The organism is Actinosynnema sp. ALI-1.44, assembly GCF_001984155.1.
Taxonomy (GTDB): Bacteria; Actinomycetota; Actinomycetes; order Mycobacteriales; family Pseudonocardiaceae; genus Kibdelosporangium.
Genome location: NZ_MTQO01000048.1, coordinates 53,437 through 77,671 on the forward strand (window position 1 = coordinate 53,437; position 24,235 = coordinate 77,671).

Genomic DNA, 24,235 nt, shown 5'->3' on the forward strand with positions numbered 1-24,235 from the left:
TGGAGCTAGACCCACTCATTCAGTGGGAGTCACCACTGCCAGCACGGCACCGAGGTCGACCTGCTGACCAGCGGTGACAGGGAGCGCGGCGAGCGTGCCCGAAGCGGGCGCGATGATCTTGTGCTCCATCTTCATCGCCTCGAGCCACAGCAGCGGCTGGCCCTGTTCGACCTGGTCACCCTCGGAAACCGCGACCCGGACGACCGTGCCGGGCATGGGCGCGAGCAACGACCCGGGCGCCGTCTGCTCGGACGGATCGGTGAACCGGGGAACCGGCGTGAGCGTGACGGGCCCCAACGGCGAGTCGACGCAGATCACATCGGGATACACCGCGACCCGGAAGGCTCGCCGCACTCCGTCGACCTCGAGCACGACCTCATCCGGCGCGGCGCTGAGCAACCGCAGGCCGGGGTGCGCGTCGGCGATCAGCCCCGCTCGACTGTGCCGATAGGTGACCTCCACCTCACCGGACGCAGTGCCGTACGCCTTCCGTTGCGGCTGTGACGGCACATTCCGCCAGCCACTCGGCACATCCAAGGCACGGCGCGCGGCGGCATCGGCCAACGCGGCAGCCAGCGCACTGACAGCCGCAGCGTCCTTGTCGGCCAGTGGCCCAGCGAGCACCGCCAACCCGTGCCGGTCGAGGAACGCGGTGTCGATGTCGCCCGCGAGGAACTCCGGATGCCGCAGCACACGCACAAGCAGGTCGCGGTTGGTGGTCAGCCCATGGATCTCGGCGCGCGCCAACGCCCCCGCCAATCCCAACGCGGCCTCGTCACGTGTCGGCGCGAACGAGATCACCTTGGCCAGCATCGGGTCGTAGAAGACACTGACGACGGATCCGTCCCGCACGCCGCTGTCCAGTCTCAGCCCAGCACCACCGGCGGGAACCGCGAACTCCGTGCCGACTCCCGGCACCGCGAGCCGATGCACCACCCCGCTCTGCGGCCGCCAGTCCTGCGCGGGGTCCTCGGCATAGAGCCGCACCTCGATCGCGTGCCCCCGCGCCACCGGCGGCCCGGAATTGTCAGACCCCTGCGGTAGCGTTGAATTTAGGGGTTCCCCCTGGGGAATTGGTGATGCGGTGGAGGCTGTGCGCGGGGCTGTCCCCTGCTGGGCGGGCAGGCCTGCGGTGTGCGGCGCCACGGCTGGGAGGTGGGCGCCCTGTGCCACCAGGATCTGCAGGCGCACCAGGTCCAGGCCAGTCGTGCACTCCGTCACCGGGTGCTCGACCTGCAGGCGGGTGTTCATCTCCAGGAAGTAGAAGCGGCCCTGGTTGTCCGCGAGGAACTCCACGGTTCCCGCGCCGGTGTAGTCGATCGCCGCGGCGGCCGCGCGGGCTGCTTCGAAGAGCTTCTCGCGCATGCCCGGGGTTCGCTCGACCAGCGGGGAGGGGGCTTCCTCGATCACTTTCTGGTGCCTGCGTTGGATCGAGCACTCGCGCTCGCCCACTGCCCAGACCGTTCCGTGTTCGTCCGCCATGATCTGGACTTCGATGTGCCGCCCTGTTTCCAGGTAGGGCTCGCAGAACACCGTCGGGTCGCCGAAGGCCGACTGGGCTTCCGAGCGGGCCGCTGCCAGCTCGTCGGCCAGGTCCGGCAGGGCGCGCACGATTCGCATTCCCCGGCCGCCGCCACCCGCCGACGCCTTGATCAGCACCGGCAGGTCCGCGTCCGTCACTTCGTCCACTTCGGACAGCGTCGGCACACCGGCCGCCGCCATCAGCTGTTTCGCCGCGATCTTCGAGCCCATCCGGTCGATCGCCGCGGGCGGTGGCCCGATCCACGTCAGGCCCGCTTCGATCACCGCACGCGCGAAGTCCGCGTTCTCCGAGAGGAATCCGTAGCCGGGGTGGATCGCGTCCGCGCCCGCTCGGCGGGCCGCGTCGATGATCAAGGACGTCCGCAGGTACGTCTCCGCAGGCGAGTTGCCGGGCAGGCGTACCGCAGCGTCCGCTTCCGTCACGTGCGGGGATTCGGCGTCCGCGTCCGAATAGACCGCCACACAGCCGATTCCGAGCGCCCGGCAGGAACGGAACACCCGCCGGGCGATCTCGCCGCGGTTGGCCACCAGCACACTTGTGATCATCGCTCTCACATCCGGAAGACGCCGAAGCCGTCCGCACCGGCGACTGGCGTTGTGTGGATGACGGACAGGCACAGCCCGAGGATCGTTCTGGTGTCGCGCGGGTCGATCACGCCGTCGTCGTACAGCATGCCGGACAGGAACATCGGCAGGGACTCGGCCTCGATCTGCGCCTCCACCATCGCGCGCATGGCCGCGTCGTTCTCCTCGCTGTACTCCTGGCCGCGCGACTGCGCCGCCGCTCTGGCCACAATGGACAGCACGCCCGCCAGCTGCTGCGGGCCCATCACCGCCGACTTCGCGCTGGGCCAGGCGAAGAGGAACCTCGGGTCGTACGCGCGCCCGCACATCCCGTAGTGCCCGGCGCCGTACGAGGCGCCCATCAGGATCGAGATGTGCGGCACCTTCGAGTTCGACACCGCGTTGATCATCATTGAGCCGTGCTTGATGATCCCGCCCTGCTCGTATTCCTTGCCCACCATGTAGCCGGTGGTGTTGTGCAGGAAGATCAACGGCGTGTCCGACTGGTTCGCCAGCTGGATGAACTGCGCCGCCTTCTGCGACTCCTCGCTGAACAGCACGCCGCGCGTGTTGGCGAGGATGCCGACCGGGTAGCCGTGCAGCGACGCCCAACCGGTTGCCAGGCTGCCGCCGTACAACGGTTTGAACTCGTCGAAGTCCGAGCCGTCGACCACGCGGGCGATCACTTCGCGCGGGTCGAACGGGATCTTGAGGTCACCCGGCACGATGCCGAGCAGTTCTTCCTCGTCGTAGCGAGGCGGCACGAAAGGCACGGGCCGGACGCCCTTCTTCCGCCAGTTCAGCCTGGCCACGATCCGCCGCCCGATCCGGATCGCGTCCTGCTCGTCCGCCGCGAAGTAGTCCGCGAGGCCGGACGTGCGGGCGTGCATCTCCGCACCGCCCAGCGACTCGTCGTCCGATTCCTCACCGGTCGCCATCTTCACCAGCGGCGGTCCGCCGAGGAACACCTTGGACTGCCCTTTGACCATCACCACGTGGTCGGACATGCCCGGCACGTACGCGCCACCGGCCGTCGCGTTGCCGAACACCAGCGCGATCGTGGGGATCCCCGCCGCCGACATCCTGGTCAGGTCGCGGAACATCCGGCCGCCGGGGATGAAGATCTCCTTCTGCGACGGCAGGTCCGCGCCGCCCGACTCGCCGAGGTTGATCATCGGCAGCCGGTTCTCCACCGCGATGTCCATCGCGCGGCCGACCTTGCGGGCCGTCCACGGGTTGCTCGACCCGCCCTTCACGGTGGGGTCGTTCGCCATGATCATGCACTCGACGCCCTCGACCACGCCGATCCCGGTCACGACGCTGCCGCCGACGGCGTAGTTGCTGCCGTACGCGGCGAGTGTGGACAGTTCGAGGAACGGCGAGTCCTGGTCGATCAGCAGCTCGATGCGTTCCCTGGCCAGCAGCTTGCCGCGTTGGCGGTGCCGGTCGACGTACTTCGGACCGCCGCCCGCGATCGCCTTGGCGTGTTCGACGTCCAGGTCGGCGAGTTTGCCGAGCATCGAGTCGCGGTTGGCCGCGTACTCGTCCGACGTGGTGTCCAGTGTGGACTTCAACGTCGTCACAGGAGTACCTCCGGGATGTCCATGTGCCGCGATCGCAGCCATTCGCCCAGCGCCTTGGCCTGCGGATCGAACCTGGCCTGCGAGGCGACACCGTCGCCGAGGATGCCTGTGACCACGAAGTTCACCGCTTTCAGGTTCCCGAACACGTGCCTGGTCACGGGCAACGACGCCGTTTCCGGCAGCAGCCCGCGGAACTCGTCGACCGTCAGCGCGTGCACCAGCCACCGCCAGGCTTCGTCCGTACGGACCCATACGCCGACGTTCGCGTCACCGCCCTTGTCCCCGCTGCGCGCACCGGCGACCAGACCGAGCGGTACGCGTTTCACCGGCCCAGCCAACGGTTCCGGCAGCGGAGGCTCGTCGGCGGTGGCCAGCTCCAGGGTTTCCGCCGCGGGCGGGATGGCGATCCGCTGCCCGTCGACGACCGCGACGTGTTCGACCAGTTTCGCGTCCACGAAACCGGGCTTGAACAGGCCGAACGGCGAGGCGTCGCCGGGCGGTGCGGTGACGTGGAAGCCGGGGTAGCTGGCCAGGGCGATCTCGATGGCCGCACTGGAGAACGCGCGACCGACCACCTTCGGGTCGGGGTCCTTGACCACGCACCGCAGCAACGCACTCGCTTCTTCCTCGCTGACGGCGTCCGGCCGGTCGGTGCGGGCGAGCGTCCACTTGATCTCGGCCGGTGGCTTGGCGAACACGAGCTGCTGTTCGACCAGCTCCGCCTTGGCCTCGATGTCCAGGCCGGTCAGCACGAACACGGTCTCGTTGCGGAAGCCGCCGAGGGTGTTCAGCGAGACCTTCAACGACGGTGGTGGCGGCTCGCCGCGGACACCGCTGATCCGGACCCTGTCGGTGTCCTCCTGGGACAGTTCGACGGTGTCGAAGCGGGCTGTCACGTCCGGTCCCGCGTACCGCGCGCCGGAGATCTCGTAGAGCAGTTGGGCCGTCACGGTTCCGACGGTCACGGCACCGCCTGTGCCGTCGTGCTTGGTGATCACGCTGCTGCCGTCGGCCTCGATCTCCGCGATCGGGAAGCCCGGGTGGCGGATGTCGTGTTCTTGGAAGAACGAGTAGTTGCCGCCCGTGGCCTGGGCGCCGCACTCGATCACGTGCCCGGCCGCGACGGCACCGGCGAGTTGGTCGTAGTCCGTCGGTCGCCAGCCGAACCGGGCGATGGCCGGGCCCACGATGACCGACGCGTCCGTCACGCGTCCGGTCACCACGACGTCGGCACCGGCCTTCAGGCATTCCGCGATGCCGAACGCGCCGAGATATGCGTTGGCTGTCAAGGGTTGGCCGAGGCCGAGCTCGGCGGCGCGGCCGATCAGGTCGTCGCCTTCGACGTGGGCGACCTTGACCGCGAGCCCGAGTCTCGATGCCAGTTCCCTGATGGCGTCGGCGAGGCCCGACGGGTTCAGGCCGCCCGCGTTCGCGACGATCCGCACGCCGCGGTCGAGCGCGAGGCCGAGGCCGTCCTCCAGTTGCCGCAGGAACGTCTTGGCGTACCCGAGTTTCGGGTCCTTCATCCGGTCGCGGCCGAGGATGAGCATGGTCAGCTCGGCCAGGTAGTCGCCGGTGAGCACGTCGAGCGGCCCACCGGTGAGCATCTCGCGCACCGCGCTGAACCGGTCACCGTAGAACCCGGAGGCGTTGCCGATCCTGATCGCCGACATGCCGCCAGCATGCCAGCCGCACCTAAAACAAGCAAGCGTGCTTGTTTTATTCTCCGCCTCGATGCCTGGTCACGGTCATTGCGAGGGTTGGCGGCCACCGCCGGGCAGACCAGCGAAGGCCTGGGCGATGTCCAGCCATTTGTCGGCGTCCTGGCCGGTCGCGACCAGTGCCGTGTCCGCGCGGTGACGGCGTTGGGTGGCGACGAGGCACAGGTCCAGCGCCGGACCGGTGACCTTCTGGGCCGCGTCCTCGGGGCCCCAGGTCCAGGTCGAGCCGTCGGGCGCGGTCAGCTCGACGCGGAACGGCTCGGCCGGTGGTGTGAGACTGTGCACGCTGTAGGCGAAGTCCCTGGTACGCACGGAAATGTGCGCTACGTGCCGCAGCCGCATGGTCGGCTCACGCTCGACGCCCAGTGCGTCGGCGACGTCCAGTCCGTGAGCCCAGGTTTCCATGATGCGGGCGGTGGCCATCGACATCGGGCTCATCGGCGGCCCGAACCACGGCAGTTTCGTCCCGGCGGGCACGGCTTGCAGCGCCGACGCCAACGCCGTCCGGCCGGTGCGCCAGCGTTCGAGCAGTTGTGCGGGCGGCGTTTTCGACAGCTCCTCGGCGCCTTCGTCCACGAACCCGGTCGGGTTCTTCCACGCCTCGGTCACCACTTCCTGGAACGCCGCCGCGTCGGTCGCCGCCAGGACACTGGCGTCGTCGGTCCAGGCCAGGTGGGCGATCTGGTGGGCGATGCGCCAGCCTTCGGCCGGGGTCATCGTCGCCCACGCCTCGCTGGGCAAACCGGCCACCAGGTCATCGAGGGACTCGCCCTCGGCGAGCAGGTCGTCAAGCACCGCACGAAGTTCGGACATGGGAGGCACTCTAACCCTGTCCCGGTTGGACCAAACCGGACTCGTAGGCGAGCACGATCGCTTGCGCGCGATCACGCAGACCGAGTTTCCCCAGGATACGGCCGACGTGCGTCTTCACCGTCTGCTCGGAGAGCACGAATTCTCCGGCGATCTCCGCGTTGGACAGGCCACGGGCGATCAGCATCAGCACCTCGGCCTCGCGGTCGGTCAGCCTGGCCAGCTGGTTCGGCCGGATCTGCTTGCGGGGCGCCGCTTTGACCAGGTCCGCGATCAGGCGGCGGGTCACGGCGGGCGCGAGCAGCGCGTCACCGGCGGCCACCACGCGGACGGCGTTGATCAGGTCCGCCGATGGCGCGTCCTTCAGCAGGAACCCGCTCGCGCCCGCCCGCAACGCGTCGTAGACGTATTCGTCCAGGTGGAACGTGGTCAGCACGACCACCCGGTACGGTGCCGATCGCGCGAGCAGCCGCCGGGTCGCCTCCAGGCCGTCCATTGTGGGCATTCGGATGTCCATCAGCACCACGTCCGGTGCCGCGACCGGGATCGCGGCGAGCGCCTCGGCGCCGTCTCCCGCTGTACCGACGACGGTGATGTCCGGTTGCGCGCCGAGCACAGCCGCGAAGCTCTCCCGGACCATCACCTGGTCGTCCACCACGAAGACCTTGATCAACCGGGCAGTCTCGCCCATACCCGAAATCCCCCGTCCGCACGGCGGCCTGCCGTGCACTCGCCGCCGATCATGCCGACCCGCTCCTTGATCCCGGCGATACCGGTACCACCGCCATGGGCAGCCGCCGCGCCCGACGGTCCATTGTCGACAGACAGCTCGATGTCCTTGCCGGACGCCCCGATGCGCACCGTGATCGGCGCACCCGGGCTGTGCCGCATGGCGTTGCTCAACGACTCCTGCACGATCCGGTACGCCGCGAGCCCGACGACAGCGGGAACAGCGGGCAGCGGCTCGTCGATCTTCATCTCGACGGAAGCGCCCGAGTCGACAGCGGATCGCACGAGGTCGGTGATGTCGTCCGCGGTCGGCTGCGGGAAGTGCTCGGCTTCGGCTCCGTCCTCCCTGAGCACGCCGATCAGCCTGCGCGCTTCGGTCAACCCTTCCCTTGCGGCCGTGCCGAGGGCGGTCAGTTCCTCCTGGATCGCCGGTGTCACGCCGGAAATCCGGTACTGCGCGCTGTCGGTGCGCACCGCGATCATCGACAGGTGGTGGCCGATCACGTCGTGCAACTCCCGCGCGATCCTGGCCCGCTGCTCCAGGTTCGACCGCTTCTGCCGTTCCTCTTCCGTCTCCTGTCTCGCCTTGCGGGAGTCGCTCAGCGCGTACCCGGCGGTGATCGAGACCACCAACCCGACGAGCGGCCCGGTCATCGTGTCGAGTCCATAACCGCGGCTCGCCACCACGGCGGTGGCGATGGCCATGGTCACCGCCGCCACGACGGCGATCCCGCCCATGTGCTGGCCGCGGGCGCGCGCGATCGCCAAGCTGACCACGATGCCGGCCGGGAGCAGGTAAGCGTCGAGGGGCCACGAGTGCACCAGTCCGATCGACCGGTTGATCGGCGTGACGATGAGCGCCGCGAGGACAGTCGCGGCGGCGACAACCCGGACCGCGGTCAACGGCCGGTGGCGCACCGACACCACGGCGACGACCTCCACCAGCACCACGATGGACCCGGTCGTGAAGTCGCCTGCCTGGATCCACGCGAGCCACATGGGGTACGACCAGGCGCACAGGACCGCGACCAGCAGCGCCCAGCCGAACCACGCGGGCCCGCGCCACCAGCCCAGCGGCGGACCCATGTCCCGGTCCTGGCCGGTCAGCACGGCGGCGACGATCCTCATGACCCTGACGCTAGCCAACACGTCACCGACCCGGATATCAGGGAAATTCCCGTAGCTCCATGGAGGTATGACAAGACACCGCCATGGCGGGACGCCTCACACCGTGTTCACCGGCACGCTCGGCACCATGAACGAGCGAATGACCCGGCTGATGACCGGATCCGCGTTGCTCTGGATGGTCGTCGGCATCAGCGTGGCGATATACCTGGAAATCGTCTGTGCGGGCACCGTCCACCAGACCTTCAGCGAGTACGTTCACACAGGTCAAGGCGCCCGGCTCGCCGGTGTCGCGATGCTGGCCATCGGGTTCGCGTCGTTGGCCGCCGCGGGCGCGCTGTGGTCGGTGGGCGGCCCGCGGTCCGCGTACTGGCTGATCCTGGTGTGGGGCATCGGTCTGGCGGTGCTGGCCATCTTCCCGCAGGAACCGGCCGACCAGGCCCTGACCTGGCACGGCGCCATCCACCGGCACGCCGCGCTGGCAGGCCTGATCACGTTGCCGCTGGCCGGTCTGCTGCTGTCCCGCCAATGGCCGCTGCTCAGGCCGTCCTGCATCGCGAGCTTCGTGGCGCTCGTGGTCTTCGTGTTGACCTTCGTCGTGCCGGGGTGGCGTGGCTACAGCGGCCTGGTCGAACGGTTCGTGCTCGGTGTCGACATCGGCATCATCGCGGTGCTGATCAGAAGGCTGATCGCTGTTCCGGCCGCAGTGTTTCGAACAGAGCAGCCATCCTGAGCACGCCGAGGTCGTCGAACCGGCGGCCGGTGATCTGCAGGCCGATCGGCTGATCTTCACCCGTGTACCCGCAGTTGACCGACACCGACGGCTGCCCGGACATGTTGAACGGGACGGTGAATCCGATGTGCTCGAACGGCTTGGCCGGGTCGTTGACCGGCGAGGCCCACTCGGCGGGAAAGGCGGACACCGGCGTCGTCGGCGACAGGACGAAGTCGTACGGCTCGGTCGCCCGCAAGGCGGCCACGGTCATCTTGTCGATCTGCGAGAAGCCGCGATAAACGTCCACACCGGATGAATCACCGCCTGTCCGCGCCCACTGCGAGATGTACGGCAGCACACGCTCGAACCGGTCGGCGGGCAACGCCATCAGATCCGCCCACAGCCTGGTCCGCCAGAACAGGTCGAGCCCGTCGAGCATCTCCCTGGTGACGAAGGGGTCGATCGACTCGACAGTGACACCGACGCCCTCGAACAGCCTGGCCGCCTCGGTGACCGCCGTGGCGATGTCCGGTTCGACGTCCAGCCCGACGCCCGCTGTCAGGTGCAAGCCGACACGCACGCCCTTCGGCTCGAAGTCGAGGGACTGCCAGTCGATGTCGTTCGGTGGCAAGCTCGTGAAGTCACGGGAGTCCGGCTGGGACACCACGCTCATCAGCAGCGCCGCGTCGGCGACTGTCCTGGTCATCGGCCCGACGACGCGGCCGATGTACGGCGGATCCACCGGCACACGGCCGAAACTCGGCTTCAACCCGACCAGCCCGCAGAACGCGGCAGGCAACCGGATCGAGCCGCCGATGTCCGTCCCCAGGTGCAGCGGCCCGTACCCGGCCGCTCCGGCAGCGCCCGCTCCCGCGCTCGACCCGCCCGGTGTCCGTGCGGTGTCCCAGGGGTTGCGGGAGGCTTCGTGGAAGCTGGACAGGCCGGACGTGAGCATGCCGTAGTCCGGCATCGTGGTCTTGCCGAGCAGGATCGCACCGGCTTCCCGCACGCGCGCTGCCGCCGGAGCGTCCACGGGCGCGGGCACCAGTTCCGTCGCCGCGGTGCCCAACGGGACCGGGGTTCCCTCGGTCGCGATGTTCTCCTTGATCGTGACCGGGACGCCGTCCAGCGTCCCTTGTGGACTTCCTGCCTGCCAGCGCTGCTCGGATTCCCGTGCCGCGGCGAGCACCGCCTCCGGGTCGTGCGTGTAGAACGCCTTCAGCGTGGGTTCGTTGGCCGCGATCCTGGCGAGGACCGATTCGGCGACCTCGACCGGTGACAACCCCGAGCGGTACTCGGCGAGCAGTTCGACCGCGGTCAGATCTGCCAGTTCAGTCATGTCAGTCCTTTCACGCAGGCGGGTTGAAGCGGCCGTCGACAGCGGTCCAGCCGCCGTCGACCGCGATCACGGCACCGGTCACGAAACTGGCCGCGTCCGAAGCCAGGTACACCACGGCACCGGCCATCTCCGACGGCTGGGCCCAGCGGCCGAGCGCGCCCTTGTCGGCGTACGCCCGGTACCAGCCGGGGTCGGACTTGATCTGGGCGGTCAGCGGGGTTTCCACGACACCGGGCGCGATCGCGTTGACGCGGACACCGGACGGGCCGAACTCCGCGGCGGCGGTGCGCAACAGCTGCACCAGACCGGCTTTGGTGGCCGCGTAGACGCCTTGGCCCGGCTCGACCGTGGTCGCTCTGATCGACGAGAACCCGATGATGCTGCCCCGGCCGCGTTCGACCATGTGCGCCCCGAACGCCCGCACCACGTCGAAGGTCGCGCCGAGGTTCAGCGCCACCACGCGCTCGAACTCCGCCTTGCTGTAGTCGAGCAAGCGCTTGCGGACGTTCATCGCCGCGGTCAGCACCAGCACGTCGACCTCGCCCAGTGCGGTCGCGGCTTCGGTGACGGCTTCCGAGTCGAGGACGTCGAGCTCGTAGGCATCAGAGTCGATCATCGCCGCTGTTTCCCGCGCGGCCGCGATGTTCAAGTCAGCACAGGTCACGGTGGCGCCGTGCGCGGCGAGGGCCAACGCGGACACACGGCCGATCCCGCTGCCCGCGCCGATCACGACGGCGTTGCGACCGTCCAGTCCGAACAGCTTGGTGTAGTCGGTCATGACGGCCGGATCACCGCCATCCTGGTCACGGTCAGCTCCTCGATGGCGAACCTCGGGCCTTCCCTGCCGCTCCCTGAGTCCTTCACGCCGCCGTACGGCATCGTGTCCGACCGGAACCCGGGCACTTCGTTCACCACGACCGCACCGACCTCCAGTTCCTCGATCGCCTGGTGCGCGGTGGCGAGCGAACGCGTGAACACCGAGGCGTTCAACCCGTAACGGGAGTCGTTCACCACCTCGAACGCCTCTTCCACAGTGGACACTTGACGCAGGCAGACGACCGGCCCGAAGATCTCGTCGTCCCAACAGGAGACACCGGACGGGACGTCGGCGAGCACGGTCGGCCGGATCACGCCGCCGTCCACGCCACCACCGCTGACCACGCGGGCACCGGCGGACACGGCCGCGTCGACCCAGTCCAGGACGCGCCGGGTGGACCGGGCGTCGATCAACGCCGACACCCTGGTCTTCTCGTCACGCGGATCGCCGGTCACGACCTCGCCCAGCCGGTCAGCCAGTTTCGCGGCGAACTCCGCCGCGACGGACTCCTGCACGACCAGCCGCTGGACCGAGATGCAGGCCTGGCCGGAGGCGTAGAAACCGCCGCGCAGCGCGGCATCGACAGCCGCGTCCAGGTCCGCGTCGGCCGCGACCACCATGGCCGCGTTGGAGCCGAGCTCAAGCAAGGTCTTGGTCGGCGCCGCGTCGCGGGCGATCTGGTGGCCGACCGCGGACGAACCGGTGAACGACACCGCGCCGATCCGCCGATCCGTCACCAGCGCCGAGCCGACCTCGACGTCCCCGGTGACCAACTGGACCAGCGCGGCGGGCGCGCCCGCGTCGACCGCTGCCTTGCGGAACACGTCAACCAGCCACAACGTCGCGAGCGGTGTCGCCGGAGCGGGCTTGCACACGACCGGGCACCCGGCCGCGACAGCGGGCGCGATCTTGTGCGACGCCAGCAGGAGCGGGTAGTTGAAGCCCGCGATCCCCACGACCACGCCGATCGGGCGGCGGGTCCAGTACCCGATCATGCCGTCGCCGGAGGGCAGCAGGTCCAGCGGCACGGTTTCGCCGTGCAACCGGGCGACTTCCTCGGCGGAAGCCTGCAGGGTCACGATCGTGCGCGCGACCTCCACCCGGCAGTCCACGAGTGGTTTCCCGGTTTCCGCGACCAGGAGCTCCTCGAACTCCTCCCGCCGCGCGGTGATCGCGTCCGCTGCCGTGGTCAGGATCTGCCTGCGCGCACGGGATGACAGCGTTGCGGCGGCCTTCTTGACAGCGACGGCCTCGTCGATGGCCCGGCGTGCGAGTTCCACGGTTCCGACAGGTGCTTGAGCGACCTCTGAGGCGTCGTACGGGAAGCGCACCGGGGTCGTGCTGGGCGTGGCCACCCAGTCGGGACCGATCGGCAGCCCAGGTGGATACGGCGGCTGGAACATGCTCATCCTTCCTGGAACCGGGCGAGTGCGGCGCGGAGAGTCGGTGCGGCGGCGATCAGTTCACGCGTGTACTCGTGCAACGGCTGCTGGTAGACCTGCTCGACGTCCCCGAGTTCGACGATCTCACCGCGTCGCATCACCGCGACCGTGTCGCACACGTGCCGTACCACGGACAGGTCGTGCGAGACGAACACCAGGGTGAGCTCGTAGCGTTCCACCAAGTCCGCCAGCAGGTTCAGGATCTGCGCGCGGACGGACACGTCCAGCGCGCTGACCGGTTCGTCGGCGATCAGCACCTTCGGGTCCGGGGCGAGGGCACGGGCGATCGAGATCCGCTGCCGTTGCCCGCCGGAGAACTGGTGCGGGTAGCGGGAGGCCGCGTCCAGCGGCAGCCCGACCGCGTCCAGCAGTTCGGCGAGGCGTTCGTCATCGCGCCGTTTCAACGGCTCGCAGATGATGTCGCGGACGCGCATCCGCGGATCGAGCGAGCCCATCGGGTCCTGGAACACGATCTGCAGCTCGTCACGCAGGAACTTCAGCCTCCGCTCCGGCACCCCGTCGATCCTGGTGCCGCGGAAGGAGATCGTCCCGCCGGTCGGGGTGTCCAGCGCGGCGAGCAACCGGACCAAGGTGGACTTTCCGGAGCCGGACTCGCCGACGATGCCGAAGCGCTGACCGGCGGCGACGTCGAACGACACCCCGCGCAACGCGTCCACCGCCGGGCGGCCGAGCCGTCCCCGATAGGTCCGGCGCAGGTCACGGACCTCAATCATGGGACACCGTCTTCAGTCGGCCGTTCTCGTCGGTGGACTCCAGATCCGAGGATGCCAGCAACTGCTGGGTGTAGCGGTGTTGCGGCGCGGTGAAGACGTCAAGCACCAGGCCGGATTCCACGATCTGCCCGTCGTACATCACGAGCACCCGTTCGCACACGGTCGCGACCACGGCCAGGTCGTGTGTGATGAACAGCAACGCGGACCCCTGTGTGTTCGCCAGGATCAGGTCCAGGATCTGCGCCTGGACCGTCACGTCCAATGCCGTCGTCGGTTCGTCGCAGATCAGCAGCGACGGGTTGTTCGCCAACGCCATCGCCAGCATCACGCGTTGCCGTTGACCACCGGAAAGCTGATGGGGATAGGCTTTCGCGGCCCGTCGCGGATCCGGCAGGCGAACCCGGTCGAGCAGGTCGACGGCCGCCGCACGCGGGTCCTGGTTGGTCCGGTGCAGCCGCATGACTTCCGCGACCTGCTTGCCCACCTGCATGGACGGGTTCAGCGCGGTCATCGGCTCCTGGAACACCATGCTCATCGCACGGCCGCGCAACCGGGACAGCTCCCGTTCCGGCATGCCGAGCAGTTGTCTGCCGTCGAGTTCCACCGAACCGGAGACGTCGAGTTCCTCGGGCAACAGGCCCATCACGGCCGACGCGGTGAGCGACTTGCCCGAGCCGGACTCGCCGATCAGCCCGACCCGTTCACCCGCACCGATCTCCAGCGACACGTCCTTGACCAGCTCGGTGTCCCCCACCGAGACGCTCAGGCCGCGCACAGCCAGCACAGTCATCGGCGGCCTGCCAACCGTGGGTCGAGCCGGTCGCGCAGTCCGTCGCCGAGCAGGTTGAACCCCAGGACGGCGACGGCGATCGCGATGCCGGGCACGATCGCCAGGCGTGGCTGTACAGCAAGGAGCTCTTGAGATTCCTGCAACATCCGGCCCCACGACGGTGTCGGTGGGCGTGTGCCGAACCCCAGGAACGACAAGGCCGCCTCGGCGAGGACCGCGATCGCGAACGACACGGAACTCTGCACGATCAGCAATCCGGCGATGTTCGGCAGGACGTGCCTGCGGGCGATCACGAGCCTGGATCGTCCGGCCGCGCGTGCCGCGAGCACGTACTCGGTGCTCATCACCTGCATTGTCCCGGATCTGGCGATCCGGGCGAACGACGGCACGGTCGCGATGCCGATCGCCACCATCGCGGTCCACGTGCTGGCTCCGAACACCGCGCCGAACATGATCGCCAGCAGCAACGCGGGGAACGCGAGCACCAAGTCGTTGACACGCATGATGAACTCGCCGAGCCAGCGTGGACTCATCGCGGCGAGGATGCCCAGGGGCGTACCGATCAGCGCGGCCACACCGACCGCGACAACACCGACGTACAGCGTTGTCCGCGCACCGACCATGATCTGGCTGACCAAGTCACGGCCGAACTTGTCCGTGCCGAACAGGAAGTCGCCGGTCGGCCCGAGCAGCCGGACCGCCGCGTCGACCCGGGTCGGGTCGTGCGGAGTCCAGATGAACGACACCAGTGCGACCAGGACCACCAGACCGACGAGGACCGCGCCTGCGGTCAGCGTGGGCGTGCGGCGTTTGACAGCAGTCGTCATCACGACCTCCGCAGCCGTGGGTCGATGGCCGTGTACAGCAGGTCAACCAGGAAGTTCACCAGCAGGGCGGCGATCACGAGCACCAGCACGATGCCCTGGACGGTCAGCAGGTCACGCGCCGCCACCGAGTCCAGCAACATGCTTCCCAGCCCTGGCAACACGAACACCCGCTCGACCACGACCGCGCCGATCAGCAGTGTCGTGAGCTGCAACCCCAGCACAGTCACCACGGGGACAGCGGCGTTGCGCAATCCGTGCCGCACCAACGCCTGGCCGGGCCTGAGGCCTTTGGCTCGTGCCGTGCGCAGGTAGTCCTCGCGCAACGTGTCCAGCACAGCGGACCGGACGTACCTCGTCAGCACGGCGCCTTGCACCAGCCCCAACGCCAGCGCGGGCAGGATCAGGCCACGCAGGAACTCGCCGAAGTCCTGGTCCGGCGGCGTCCACCCGCCGGACGGCAGCAACCGCCACTGCACCGCGAACACCTGCACCAGCAGGATCCCGGCGAGGAACGCGGGCACGGCCACGCCCAGTTGGGACACACCCGAGATGACTGTGCCGCTGAGCTTGCGGTGCCGCACGGCCGCGAACGACCCCAGCGGCACAGCGATCAGCAACGCGATCACCATCGCCGCGCCGACCAGCCACAACGTCACGCCGAGCCGGTCGGCCAGCTGCGGCCCGATCAGGTCACGCGTGACGTAGGACCGGCCGAAGTCCCCGGTCAGCACCCCGCCGATCCAGTCGAAGTACTGGGTCGCGAGTGGACGGTCCGTGCCGAACTCGGCCCTGGTCCTGGCGACCAGCTCGGGCGTGGCGTTGATCCCGAGCGCGACCTGTGCCGGGTCGCCGGGCAGGACCGCCATGAACAGGAACACAGCGACGGACGCGGCGGCGACGCTGACGACGAAGATGCCGGTTCGGCGCATTAGGGCGAGGATCATCGGCGCCCCAGTCCGGTCAGGTCGAACGACTCGCTGACCAGGTTGTCGGACAACCCGGTGACTTTCTTCTTGGCCGCGACGACGTTGGGGAACAGGAACAGCCAGTCGGCGGCCGCGTCTTCGGCGATCGTCCGCGCGACCTCGCGCATCGCCGTGACCTGTTGTTCCGGTGTGCCGGTGTCGGCACCGGCCAACAGGGACTTCACCTTCGGGTTGTCGTAGCCCCAGTAGTACTTGGGGTTGCCGAACGTGACGATGTCGCGGGCCTCGACGTGCTGGATGATCGACATGTCGAAGTCGTGGTCGGTGAAGACCTGCTTGAGCCAGACCGCGGGGAAGTCCAACGGCTCGATGCTGACGCTCACGCCGACATCGGCCAGCTGCGACGCCACGACCTGCGCTGAGGACACCGCGTACGGCAAGTTGGCCACACGCAGCCGGAGCCAGAGGTTCTGCTTGCCCGCCTCGGCGAGTAATGCTTTCGCACGCGCCGGGTCATGCGGATAGAGCCCTGTCAGGTCCTCGTACCAGGGGTCGGTCGGCGGGACCATGCTGCCGATCAGCGTGCCCCGGTTGGCAGCGACCGTCGCCATCACGGCTTCGCGGTCGATCGCGTACATCAGGGCCTGCCGGACTCGCTTGTCGTCCAGTGGCGCTTTGGCGTTGTTGAACGACAGCGTGACCTCGGAGTTCGTGGTGCCCTGCAGCACGGTGAACCGGGTGTCGGTCTCGAACTGGCCGATCGAGTCCGGGGTGGTGATCGCGGAGATCACGTCGATCCCGTTGCTGAGCAGTGCGTTGTTCAGCGCGGTCGGATCCTTGTAGTACTTCAGGTACACCGTGGTGTACGTGGGTTTCCGCCCCCAGTAGGACGGGTTGGCCCGCAGCACGATCGAGTCGCCGCGCTTGCGGGTCGCGAAGGCGTACGGCCCCGTCCCGACCGGGGTGGTGGCCAGGTCCGCGACACCGGACGGGCTGAACATCGCGCCGATCCGGGTCGTCATGTCGAACAGCCAGTTGTTGCTCGGCCGTTTCAGCACGACCCTGGCGTGCGCCGGACCGACCACGTCCACCCGCTCGACCACGTCCATCTTGGACTTCAGCGAGATCGTCCATTCCGTCTTCACCCGGTCGATCGAGAACTTCACGTCCGCCGCGGTGAACGGCTGACCGTTGCCGAACGTGACGCCGTCGTGCAGCCGGAAGTCGTACGTCCTGCGGTCCTCGCTGACTGTCCACTCACGAGCGAGCAGCGGCACGATCTTCCCGTCCGCGTCGAGTTTCACCAGGCCTTCGTAGACGTTGTACAGCAACGCCTGCGGGATCGCGGCACCGTCGGTCCTGGTGAAGTCGAGGTTCGCGGGTTCGGCGGTGAACCCGATCGAGATCGCGTCCGGGTCCGGCGGGACCGACACGGAAGACCCGGCCGAACACGCCGTCATGGCAGCCAGCAGCGCCAGAACGAGCGTCGCGCCGAACATCCGCACTGGCTTCACCTACCTAGTACGCTGGTCTGACCAGTAGACTTGCACTCCGCTGCCGAGTCGGTCAAGAGGGGTCGGTCAAGAGGGGCGGTCCCGATGTTCGAGCCGGTCAGCCCGGTCAGGGCGTACGAACGAGTGGTCGAGCAGATCGAGGAGGCCGTGTTCGCGGGCAGGCTCAGGCCTGGCGCCCGGCTGCCCAGTGAGCGGGACCTGATGACCCAGTTCGGAGTCAGCCGGTCGACCGTGCGTGAGGCGCTGCGGGTGTTGCAGAGCAACGGCATGATCCAGTCCCGCGCGGGCGATCCGCGTGGCCCCGAGGTGCTGCCCGCGTCGCCGAAGACGCTGCGCAAGTCGATGTCCCGGCTGGTGCGCGCGGAATCCATGTCCTTGGCCGAACTGCTGCAGTTCCGGATGCTGATGGAAGGCTCCGCGTACCAGCTCGCCGCGCGGTTACGAACCGAAACCCAGCTCGGCGAGATGGAAACGGCGTTGCGAGACATGGCGGACGCGAAGGGGCACGCGGCGTTCAGCGACGCCGACGTGGCCTTCCACGACGCTGTCGCCCGCGCGACGCAGAACACGCTGATCGTGGTGTGCAGCAACGTCGTCCGGGGTGTCGTGCTCGACTCGATCGCCGACAGCCTCGCCAACGCGGCCGACCAGCAGGCGTTGATGAGCGCCTACCTGGAACACCACTCCGATGTCCTCCAAGCGATCCGCGACCGCGACGGTGCGCTGGCCGCGCGACTGGCCCGCCAAGCGCTCTACGACTACTACGGAACCTTCCTCCCCCAAACCGACCGGAACCTACTCGCCACCCTGGTCACCTCGTGAGTGTTTGGGGAGCCAGCCTTTGGCCTCGGCTGTGTCGACCGCTTCGGCGCGGGTGCGCGCGCCGAGCTTCTGGATCGCCGACGACAGGTGGTTGCGCACTGTTCCCGGCGAGAGGTGCAGGCCGCGAGCCATCTCCGCGATCGTGCCGTGGCCGCGTGATGCCGCGAGGATCTCGGTTTCCCGTGGTGTCAACGGGCTCGCGCCTTCGCTGAGCGCCGCGAGCGCCAGTCCCGGGTCGACCACCTGGTGCCCGGCCGCGACTTTCCGGATCGCCACCGCGAGCTCGGTCACCGGCGCGTCCTTGATCAGGAATCCGGCGACGCCTGCCGAGACCGCCGCGTGCAGGTAGCCGGGGCGGCCGAACGTCGTCAGGATCATCACCCGGGTCGCGGGCACGCGCTCGCGCAACAGCCGTGCCGCCTCCAGGCCGTCGATCCCCGGCATCTCGATGTCCAGCAACGCCACGTCGGGTTTGAACGCCTCGGCCGCGCCGACGACCTCGTCACCCCGGCCGAGTTGCACGACCACTTCGAGATCCGGTTCGAGGTCGAGCAGCGCGGCCATCGCGCCGCGGAACATGGTCTGGTCCTCTGCCAGCAACAACGTGATCATGCGGGTACCCGTACTCGGATGTAGAAGCCATTGTCCTCGCGCGGACCTGAATCCATGATGCCGCCAAGCGCCTGCGCCCGCTCGGCCAGCCCGACGAGGCCGTTGCCCCGGCTGTCGTCGCCGGGACCGACGCCGTCGTCGACGATCTCGACCACGGCACAGGAGTCCTCGACGGACAGTGTGATCGTGCAGCGCTTCGCCTGGCTGTGCCGCAGCACGTTGGTCACGCCTTCCCGCACGGTCCAGGCCAGTGCGCCGTCCACCGGTGTGGGCAGTGACCACGAGTCGGGCGATTCGACACGGCAGTCGATGCCCGCCGAAGCCGCCGCACGCCGGGCCGACGCCAGCTCGCCGGCCAGTGTCGGCTGGCGGTAGTTGGTGACCGCCTGGCGCACTTCGGCCAGCGCACGGCGGACAACCGTGTCGATGTCCGCGAGTTCCTGCTCGGCCTTGGCGGTGTCGATCGAGACCAGGCGGCGGGCCAGTTCGGTCTTCACCGCGATCACCGACAGGCTGTGCCCGACCAGGTCGTGCAGGTCACGGGCGATCCGGTCGCGCTCCTCGGCGACCGCGAGCCGCGCCCGTTCCCTGCGGCTGTCCCGTAGCTCGGTGAACAACTCGAACTGCTGGCGGGCCTGGCTGCTGAAGAAGCCGACCATCAACCCGACCAGCACCAGCCAGGCGATCAGCACCCACTCCATGCCCTGGATCGTGGCGATGCCCGCGAGGACGGCACCGATCGCCGCCAGCCGCGCGAACATCCACCGACCGCCGATCCAGCCGGTGGCGGCACTGGCCCAGACGGAACTGGACGTCCACTCCATCCCCGCGAACACGGGCAACCCCACGCACAGCACGAGCAGCAGCACGTAGGACGGCCAGAACGGCAACCTGCGCAGCAGCAGGATCGGCGTTTCGAACGTGGTCCGCATGCCCAGCACCGTCAGCACAAGCGCGGCCGCCATGACGACAACGGCCTCCCAGACCGGAGGCCCGCCACGGAAGTAGAACACCGCGGACGCGATGATCGCCACGTACATGGCGATGTAGCGCGTCCACTTGCGCCGGTTCCACCACACCCGGACCTGGTCGTCCGTCACGTCCACGCCGACTATTGTCACGCGCGGCGCCACCGCAGCAACACCGCCGCGGCCGCGAGCACGGTCCAAGCACCCAGGTTGAGCAACGGTCCCGCCTCGATCGGCTGACTCGCCAGCACGTGCTGCCCCAGCGACATCAGGCTGTAGGTCGGCGCGTACGACCAGATCGTCTCCCCGCCGATCACGCCACCGACGAACATCAGCGCGAAGAACAGCACCGACAGCGCGAGGACGGCTGTCTTGCCGCGGAACAGGGTTCCGGCGAACACCCCGATGAGGACGAACGGCAACGAACCGACCACGGCCACCGCGACCAGCAACGGCCAGCGTTCGAAGTTCATGGCGAAGGTGCCGACCAGGACGACCGCCAGCACGCCGGGGATCACCGTCAGCAGCCCCTGCACGATCTTGCCGAGCAGCCACGCGCGATCCGACAACGGTGTCACGCGCAACTGGCGGAGCCAACCCGTCGCCCGGTCTTCCGCGATGGTGTTGCCACTGCCCAACAGCCCCGCGCCGGTCGCCGCGTAGACGGCCATCGCCGCGGTGACCCCGGGGCCCTGCTTCATCCAGATCACCTCGAACACCACTGGCATCACCACGACGAACACCAGGTACCGGACGTTGTGCAGGGTGCGCAGCACTTCGAATTTCGCGTACGCGATCATTCCGCCCCCTCGGTCAGCGCGACCAGTGCGTGCTCCAGGCTCTTGTCCCCCTTGACCTGCGCGGGTGAGCCGTCGGCGATGACCTGGCCCTTGTCGATCACGATCACGCGGTCGGCGTACTCGTCGGCCTCGTCGAGGTAGTGCGTGGCGAACACGACCGTGTTGCCCAACGCCTTGACCGAGCGCCAGAACTGCCTGCGCGCCTTGAAATCCAGGGCGACCGTCGGCTCGTCGAGGAACAGCAGCTCGGGCTCTCCCGCCATCGCGACGGCGAACCGGACGCGTTGCTTCTGCCCGCCGGACAACGCGTCGACCTTGCGGCGCCTGACTTCCTTGAGACCCGCCAGGTCAAGGACTTCCGCGGTGGTCCGGCGTTTGCCGTAGAGGGCGCACGCGAGAGCGACGATCTCGTGCACGGTCGAATCCGTTGGCAGCCCGCCGGTCTGCAGCAACGCGCCGACCCTGCCCGCGGCCACGGCGTCGTGCGGGGGCCCGCCGAGCACGGTGACCGACCCGCTGCGGGGCCGTTTCAGGCCGAGCAGGAGGTCCACCGCGGTGGACTTGCCCGCGCCGTTGGCGCCGAGCAAGGCCACCGTCTGTCCGCTGGGGACAGTGAAGCTGACCCCGGTGAGCGCGGGTACCGAACCGTATCGGTAGCTCACCTGGTCGAAGCGTGTTTCCATGCTTCAACGCTAGGAACACCGCCGGTCGGTTTTAAGTGTCGCGCGTCGCGACTTGACCCATGACGACCGTCATCCCCTGCCTACGAACGGCATGTTCGTCGCCATGATCGTCATGAACTGGACGTTGGTGTCCAACGGCAGGCCCGCCATCTGGCGCACGGCGGCGGCCGCGTGCCGCACGTCGAAAGTCGGCTCCGGCGCGATGGTCCCGTTGGCCTGCGGGACGCCGCTGGTGAAGATGTGGGACATCTCGGTCGTGGCGTTGCCGATGTCGATCTGTCCACACGCGATCCGGTACGGCCTGCCGTCCAGCGAGATCGACTTGGTCAGCCCGGTGATCGCGTGCTTCGACGCGGCGTACGCGGGGGTGCTCGGTCGCGGGCTGTGCGCGGAGATCGAACCGTTGTTGATGATCCTGCCGCCCTGCGGCTCCTGGTCGCGCATGAGCTTGAACGCCTCCTGCGCGCACAGGAACGAGCCGGTCAGGTTGACGTCGATCACGTGCCGCCAGTCCTCGACCGACAGGTCGGCCACGGACCCGGTGATGTTCAGGCCCGCGTTGTTGAACAGCACGTCGACGCGGCCGTACCGATCCCGGACCTGCCCGAACAACGCTCGGACGGAGTCCGGGTCGGCCACGTCGGTGGGGACGGTCAGCGCCGGGCCGTTGCCGAGGGAAGCGGTCTCCTCCAGCTTGTCCTCGCGCCTGCCTGCCAGGACGACCGTGTACCCGGCGTCAAGCAGGTCGATGGCAACAGCCCGGCCGATTCCCGAACCGGCACCGGTGATCACAGCAACCTGAGTCATGCGGGCAGTATTACAAGCTCCCCAGATCGATCGCGGCAGCCATCGCCTTGTAACCAGCACCGTTGGGGTGCAGCTTGTCGCCGGAGTCGTACGCCGGGTTGATCGAGTCCGCGTCGTTCGGGTCCGCCGTCACCTTGTCGAAGTCCACGACCGCGTCGTAGACGCCGGATGTCCGGATCCACGTGTTCACCTCGTCGCGGACCTTTTCGCCGTACTCGGTGTAGTACCCGGCGCCCTTGAACGGCGTCAGCGTCGCGCCGACCGCCCGCACGCCCTTCGCGTGCGCCTGGCGGACGAGCTCCTTGTGGCCCGCGATCAGCTGCGCCGCGGTCACGCGGGGCCTTGGCGGGACGCCGGGGAACGAGATCTCGGAGAAGCCGATGTCGTTGATGCCCTCGAGGACGATCACCGTCCGCACGCGCGGCTGGTCGAGCACGTCGGCCTTGAGCCGCTTGGTCCCGGCTTCACCGGCGAGGTCCGTGTCGAACAGCACCTGGTTGCCGCCGATGCCCTGGTTGAGCACACCGAACCGGCCACGGACCCGCTCGGCGAGCTCATCCGGGTAGCGGTCGTTGGAGTTCTCCGCCGCGCCGACGCCGTCGGTGATCGAGTCACCGAACGCCACGACGACGTCACGGCGCGGGTTGGGGTCCACCACCTGAACGCCCGACAGCACGTACCACGACGACGTGGTTTCGGTGAAGGCCTTGCCATCCCGGTCGGCGCGGTGGTCGCCGGACGCCCGGTACGTGGTGGACGTCGCCGCGAAGTGGTACGACACCGGGCCGGTCGGCTTGGCGAAGTACAGCGTGACCGACAGCTCCTCCAACGGCCGCACCGGCAGGAACACCAGGTCGCTGGCGAGCTGACCGCCCGGCTTGATGACGGCGCTGTCGCGGTGGTTGAAGCTCAACGGCCGCAGTGAATCCACCGCGGCGCCCGGACCCGTGCGACCGACCGTCGCACCGGTGACGGATAACGGGGTGCTGCCGTACTTGTTGCTGAGCTGGATGCGGATCGCTGGGCCGCCCTGGCTGACCCGGACGACCTGGCGGACGGTCTGGTCGGCGAACCCCTTGACCGACCAGTTCGGCGCGAAGCCGTCGCCGGGTTTCTGCACCGAGGCCGTCCACGTGCCTTCCCAGCCCCCAGGCTGACTGGCGGACGCGACCGCGGGGGACGCCGCAAGGCCGAACACTGTCACCAGCGTGAGAAGCGTTTTCCGTCTCATGAATCGATGCAACCACGGGGGTACGACATAAAGTCCCCGCCGTGACCGACAAACCCAAGCTGTCGATGCTGACCCTCGGCGGGACGATCGCGATGACCTCGGCGAGCGCCTCCGGCGCGGTGGTGCCGAAGCTGGACGCCGCCGACCTGCTCGCGACCTTGCCCGAACTGGACATCGAGCTTGTCACGCACGACTTCAGGCAGTTGCCCAGTCCGGACATCGGGTTCGTCGACCTGGCGGCGCTGGCCACGAAGATCGAGGCCGAGATCGCCGCGGGCGCGACCGGGATCGTGGTGACGCAGGGCACGGACACGATCGAGGAGTCGTCCTACTTCCTCGACCGGACGATCGGCGGGGACGTCCCGATCGTGATGACCGGCGCGATGCGCCACCCGCAGCAGGCCGGTCCGGACGGTCCGGCGAACCTGCTGGCGGCCATGGTCGTCGCGGCCGATCCGCAGGCTCGCGGGCTCGGCACCGTGGTCGTGATGTCCGACGAGGTGCACGCGGCGCGCTACGTGCGTAAGTCGCACAGCACCAGCACGGGAGCGTTCACGTCCCCGAACGCCGCGCCGATCGGCCGCGTCGTCGAACAGGAACTGGTTCTCCTTTCCCGGCCGCGACCGTACGAGCCGTTGCCGCGCGACCCGCGCCTGCCGGACACGTCGATCGGCATGGTGCACGCGGCGCTCGGCGACGACGGCGACTGGCTGCGCCCGTTCGCCGAGCACACCGACGGCCTGGTGATCGCCGGATTCGGCGGCGGGCACGTGCCGTCCCGGCTGGTGCCGCTTTTGGCCGAACTGGCCGAGGCGAAGCCGGTCGTGCTCGCATCTCGGACCAGTTCCGGTCCGGTGCTCACGCGCACCTACGGATATCCGGGATCCGAGCAGGACCTGCTGTCAAGGGGGCTCATCAACGCCGGTTTCCTCGACCCCTTCAAAGCCCGCGTTCTGTTGCACGTTCTTGTCTCGTCGGGGGCGAGCCGTGCCGAGATCGCGCACATCTTCCACGACTCCGGTGAGATCACCGTGAGCTGAAAGAATTCTCAGCGAATTCCGCGGGCGCATTTCGGTGTGACGCAGGAAACGTTTACCCATACTCACGGTAGGTTACCGTTCGGTAGGCCTGGGT

Annotated in this window: 23 protein-coding genes; 3 read left to right on the forward strand and 20 right to left on the reverse strand. The window is 68.6% G+C overall.

The genetic code is table 11. The features are described 5' to 3' along the window. Nucleotides 1–15 precede the first annotated feature (15 nt). From ALI144C_RS57770 to ALI144C_RS27795, 6 genes are all read right to left on the reverse strand, one after another. Nucleotides 16–2,088: an acetyl/propionyl/methylcrotonyl-CoA carboxylase subunit alpha gene (locus ALI144C_RS57770; protein ID WP_237774344.1), complete on the reverse strand. Its 2,073-nt coding sequence runs from the start codon at nucleotides 2,086–2,088 to the stop codon at nucleotides 16–18. Between the two features lie 5 nt (nucleotides 2,089–2,093). Further along, the gene (locus tag ALI144C_RS27775) at nucleotides 2,094–3,689 is read right to left on the reverse strand and encodes an acyl-CoA carboxylase subunit beta (protein WP_076990142.1); all 1,596 of its coding nucleotides are present in this window, start codon (nucleotides 3,687–3,689) and stop codon (nucleotides 2,094–2,096) included. Continuing rightward, a complete protein-coding gene (locus ALI144C_RS27780) occupies nucleotides 3,686–5,362 on the reverse strand; it encodes an acyclic terpene utilization AtuA family protein (RefSeq protein ID WP_076990143.1) in 1,677 nt (558 codons plus the stop codon). Before ALI144C_RS27780 ends, ALI144C_RS27775 begins: the two co-directional genes overlap by 4 nt. A 75-nt stretch (nucleotides 5,363–5,437) precedes the next feature. After that, nucleotides 5,438–6,223: a TIGR03084 family metal-binding protein gene (locus tag ALI144C_RS27785; protein ID WP_076990144.1), complete on the reverse strand. Its 786-nt coding sequence runs from the start codon at nucleotides 6,221–6,223 to the stop codon at nucleotides 5,438–5,440. 10 nt (nucleotides 6,224–6,233) lie between these two features. After that, nucleotides 6,234–6,911, reverse strand: coding sequence for a response regulator (locus ALI144C_RS27790; protein ID WP_202819074.1), 678 nt, complete (start codon nucleotides 6,909–6,911; stop codon nucleotides 6,234–6,236). Continuing rightward, nucleotides 6,890–8,077: a sensor histidine kinase gene (locus ALI144C_RS27795; RefSeq protein WP_076990145.1), complete on the reverse strand. Its 1,188-nt coding sequence runs from the start codon at nucleotides 8,075–8,077 to the stop codon at nucleotides 6,890–6,892. The genes ALI144C_RS27790 and ALI144C_RS27795 overlap by 22 nt, the downstream gene beginning before the upstream one ends. A 127-nt stretch (nucleotides 8,078–8,204) precedes the next feature. Here ALI144C_RS27795 and ALI144C_RS27800 point away from each other — a divergent pair, with 127 nt between their 5' ends. Then, the gene (locus ALI144C_RS27800; RefSeq protein ID WP_168211365.1) at nucleotides 8,205–8,807 is read left to right on the forward strand and encodes a DUF998 domain-containing protein; all 603 of its coding nucleotides are present in this window, start codon (nucleotides 8,205–8,207) and stop codon (nucleotides 8,805–8,807) included. Here the strand turns inward: ALI144C_RS27800 and ALI144C_RS27805 are convergent. The 8 genes from ALI144C_RS27805 to ALI144C_RS27840 are packed head-to-tail and all read right to left on the reverse strand — an operon-like array spanning nucleotide 8,752 to nucleotide 17,163. Further along, entirely contained in the window at nucleotides 8,752–10,128 is a 1,377-nt protein-coding gene (locus ALI144C_RS27805; protein WP_076990147.1) for an amidase, read from the reverse strand. The genes ALI144C_RS27800 and ALI144C_RS27805 overlap by 56 nt on opposite strands. Nucleotides 10,129–10,138: 10 nt before the next feature. After that, nucleotides 10,139–10,906: an SDR family NAD(P)-dependent oxidoreductase gene (locus ALI144C_RS27810; protein ID WP_076990148.1), complete on the reverse strand. Its 768-nt coding sequence runs from the start codon at nucleotides 10,904–10,906 to the stop codon at nucleotides 10,139–10,141. Further along, complete coding sequence (locus ALI144C_RS27815) at nucleotides 10,903–12,348, reverse strand: aldehyde dehydrogenase family protein (RefSeq protein ID WP_076990149.1); 1,446 nt, start codon at nucleotides 12,346–12,348, stop codon at nucleotides 10,903–10,905. The genes ALI144C_RS27810 and ALI144C_RS27815 overlap by 4 nt, the downstream gene beginning before the upstream one ends. Before the next feature lie 2 nt (nucleotides 12,349–12,350). After that, nucleotides 12,351–13,121, reverse strand: a complete 771-nt coding sequence (locus ALI144C_RS27820) for an ATP-binding cassette domain-containing protein (protein WP_076990150.1) — start codon at nucleotides 13,119–13,121, stop codon at nucleotides 12,351–12,353. After that, nucleotides 13,114–13,911 carry an ABC transporter ATP-binding protein gene (locus ALI144C_RS27825; protein WP_076990151.1) on the reverse strand — a complete coding sequence of 266 codons (798 nt, stop codon included), beginning with the start codon at nucleotides 13,909–13,911 and terminating at the stop codon, nucleotides 13,114–13,116. The genes ALI144C_RS27820 and ALI144C_RS27825 overlap by 8 nt, the downstream gene beginning before the upstream one ends. Next, nucleotides 13,908–14,738 (reverse strand): ABC transporter permease, encoded by an 831-nt coding sequence (locus tag ALI144C_RS27830; protein ID WP_076990152.1) that lies wholly within the window; start codon nucleotides 14,736–14,738, stop codon nucleotides 13,908–13,910. Before ALI144C_RS27830 ends, ALI144C_RS27825 begins: the two co-directional genes overlap by 4 nt. Next, nucleotides 14,738–15,682, reverse strand: a complete 945-nt coding sequence (locus ALI144C_RS27835; protein WP_076990153.1) for an ABC transporter permease — start codon at nucleotides 15,680–15,682, stop codon at nucleotides 14,738–14,740. The genes ALI144C_RS27830 and ALI144C_RS27835 overlap by 1 nt, the downstream gene beginning before the upstream one ends. Continuing rightward, nucleotides 15,679–17,163, reverse strand: coding sequence for an ABC transporter substrate-binding protein (locus tag ALI144C_RS27840; protein WP_076990154.1), 1,485 nt, complete (start codon nucleotides 17,161–17,163; stop codon nucleotides 15,679–15,681). Before ALI144C_RS27840 ends, ALI144C_RS27835 begins: the two co-directional genes overlap by 4 nt. 99 nt (nucleotides 17,164–17,262) lie before the next feature. On the opposite strand from ALI144C_RS27840, the gene ALI144C_RS27845 reads away from it, so the two are divergent. After that, on the forward strand, nucleotides 17,263–18,000 hold the full coding sequence (locus ALI144C_RS27845; protein ID WP_076990155.1) for a FadR/GntR family transcriptional regulator: 738 nt from the start codon (nucleotides 17,263–17,265) through the stop codon (nucleotides 17,998–18,000). On the opposite strand, the gene ALI144C_RS27850 is transcribed toward ALI144C_RS27845, so the two are convergent. From ALI144C_RS27850 to ALI144C_RS27875, 6 genes are all read right to left on the reverse strand, one after another. Beyond that, a complete protein-coding gene (locus tag ALI144C_RS27850) occupies nucleotides 17,974–18,612 on the reverse strand; it encodes a response regulator transcription factor (protein WP_076990156.1) in 639 nt (212 codons plus the stop codon). The genes ALI144C_RS27845 and ALI144C_RS27850 overlap by 27 nt on opposite strands. Continuing rightward, the gene (locus tag ALI144C_RS27855; protein ID WP_076990157.1) at nucleotides 18,609–19,718 is read right to left on the reverse strand and encodes a sensor histidine kinase; all 1,110 of its coding nucleotides are present in this window, start codon (nucleotides 19,716–19,718) and stop codon (nucleotides 18,609–18,611) included. Before ALI144C_RS27855 ends, ALI144C_RS27850 begins: the two co-directional genes overlap by 4 nt. Nucleotides 19,719–19,729: 11 nt before the next feature. Next, complete coding sequence (locus tag ALI144C_RS27860; RefSeq protein ID WP_076990158.1) at nucleotides 19,730–20,380, reverse strand: ABC transporter permease; 651 nt, start codon at nucleotides 20,378–20,380, stop codon at nucleotides 19,730–19,732. Beyond that, on the reverse strand, nucleotides 20,377–21,063 hold the full coding sequence (locus ALI144C_RS27865) for an ABC transporter ATP-binding protein (RefSeq protein WP_076990159.1): 687 nt from the start codon (nucleotides 21,061–21,063) through the stop codon (nucleotides 20,377–20,379). Before ALI144C_RS27865 ends, ALI144C_RS27860 begins: the two co-directional genes overlap by 4 nt. A gap of 69 nt (nucleotides 21,064–21,132) precedes the next feature. Further along, the gene (locus tag ALI144C_RS27870) at nucleotides 21,133–21,870 is read right to left on the reverse strand and encodes an SDR family oxidoreductase (RefSeq protein ID WP_076990160.1); all 738 of its coding nucleotides are present in this window, start codon (nucleotides 21,868–21,870) and stop codon (nucleotides 21,133–21,135) included. 10 nt (nucleotides 21,871–21,880) lie between these two features. Further along, nucleotides 21,881–23,101, reverse strand: a complete 1,221-nt coding sequence (locus tag ALI144C_RS27875) for an SGNH/GDSL hydrolase family protein (protein ID WP_076990161.1) — start codon at nucleotides 23,099–23,101, stop codon at nucleotides 21,881–21,883. 41 nt (nucleotides 23,102–23,142) lie between these two features. Here ALI144C_RS27875 and ALI144C_RS27880 point away from each other — a divergent pair, with 41 nt between their 5' ends. Continuing rightward, nucleotides 23,143–24,141 carry an asparaginase gene (locus ALI144C_RS27880; RefSeq protein WP_076990162.1) on the forward strand — a complete coding sequence of 333 codons (999 nt, stop codon included), beginning with the start codon at nucleotides 23,143–23,145 and terminating at the stop codon, nucleotides 24,139–24,141. Nucleotides 24,142–24,235: the final 94 nt, after the last annotated feature.

Coding starts and splice junctions, on each gene's coding strand:
- ALI144C_RS27835 (WP_076990153.1), bottom strand. CDS start 15,682: ATGATCCTCGCCCTAATGCGCCGAACCGGCATCTTCGTCGTCAGCGTC.
- ALI144C_RS27820 (WP_076990150.1), bottom strand. CDS start 13,121: ATGATTGAGGTCCGTGACCTGCGCCGGACCTATCGGGGACGGCTCGGC.
- ALI144C_RS27870 (WP_076990160.1), bottom strand. CDS start 21,870: ATGACTCAGGTTGCTGTGATCACCGGTGCCGGTTCGGGAATCGGCCGG.
- ALI144C_RS27780 (WP_076990143.1), bottom strand. CDS start 5,362: ATGTCGGCGATCAGGATCGGCAACGCCTCCGGGTTCTACGGTGACCGG.
- ALI144C_RS27830 (WP_076990152.1), bottom strand. CDS start 14,738: ATGACGACTGCTGTCAAACGCCGCACGCCCACGCTGACCGCAGGCGCG.
- ALI144C_RS27810 (WP_076990148.1), bottom strand. CDS start 10,906: ATGACCGACTACACCAAGCTGTTCGGACTGGACGGTCGCAACGCCGTC.
- ALI144C_RS57770 (WP_237774344.1), bottom strand. CDS start 2,088: ATGATCACAAGTGTGCTGGTGGCCAACCGCGGCGAGATCGCCCGGCGG.
- ALI144C_RS27790 (WP_202819074.1), bottom strand. CDS start 6,911: ATGGGCGAGACTGCCCGGTTGATCAAGGTCTTCGTGGTGGACGACCAG.
- ALI144C_RS27850 (WP_076990156.1), bottom strand. CDS start 18,612: ATGATCACGTTGTTGCTGGCAGAGGACCAGACCATGTTCCGCGGCGCG.
- ALI144C_RS27825 (WP_076990151.1), bottom strand. CDS start 13,911: ATGACTGTGCTGGCTGTGCGCGGCCTGAGCGTCTCGGTGGGGGACACC.
- ALI144C_RS27800 (WP_168211365.1), top strand. CDS start 8,205: ATGAACGAGCGAATGACCCGGCTGATGACCGGATCCGCGTTGCTCTGG.
- ALI144C_RS27785 (WP_076990144.1), bottom strand. CDS start 6,223: ATGTCCGAACTTCGTGCGGTGCTTGACGACCTGCTCGCCGAGGGCGAG.
- ALI144C_RS27860 (WP_076990158.1), bottom strand. CDS start 20,380: ATGATCGCGTACGCGAAATTCGAAGTGCTGCGCACCCTGCACAACGTC.
- ALI144C_RS27840 (WP_076990154.1), bottom strand. CDS start 17,163: ATGTTCGGCGCGACGCTCGTTCTGGCGCTGCTGGCTGCCATGACGGCG.
- ALI144C_RS27815 (WP_076990149.1), bottom strand. CDS start 12,348: ATGTTCCAGCCGCCGTATCCACCTGGGCTGCCGATCGGTCCCGACTGG.
- ALI144C_RS27865 (WP_076990159.1), bottom strand. CDS start 21,063: ATGGAAACACGCTTCGACCAGGTGAGCTACCGATACGGTTCGGTACCC.
- ALI144C_RS27795 (WP_076990145.1), bottom strand. CDS start 8,077: ATGAGGATCGTCGCCGCCGTGCTGACCGGCCAGGACCGGGACATGGGT.
- ALI144C_RS27875 (WP_076990161.1), bottom strand. CDS start 23,101: ATGAGACGGAAAACGCTTCTCACGCTGGTGACAGTGTTCGGCCTTGCG.
- ALI144C_RS27845 (WP_076990155.1), top strand. CDS start 17,263: ATGTTCGAGCCGGTCAGCCCGGTCAGGGCGTACGAACGAGTGGTCGAG.
- ALI144C_RS27805 (WP_076990147.1), bottom strand. CDS start 10,128: ATGACTGAACTGGCAGATCTGACCGCGGTCGAACTGCTCGCCGAGTAC.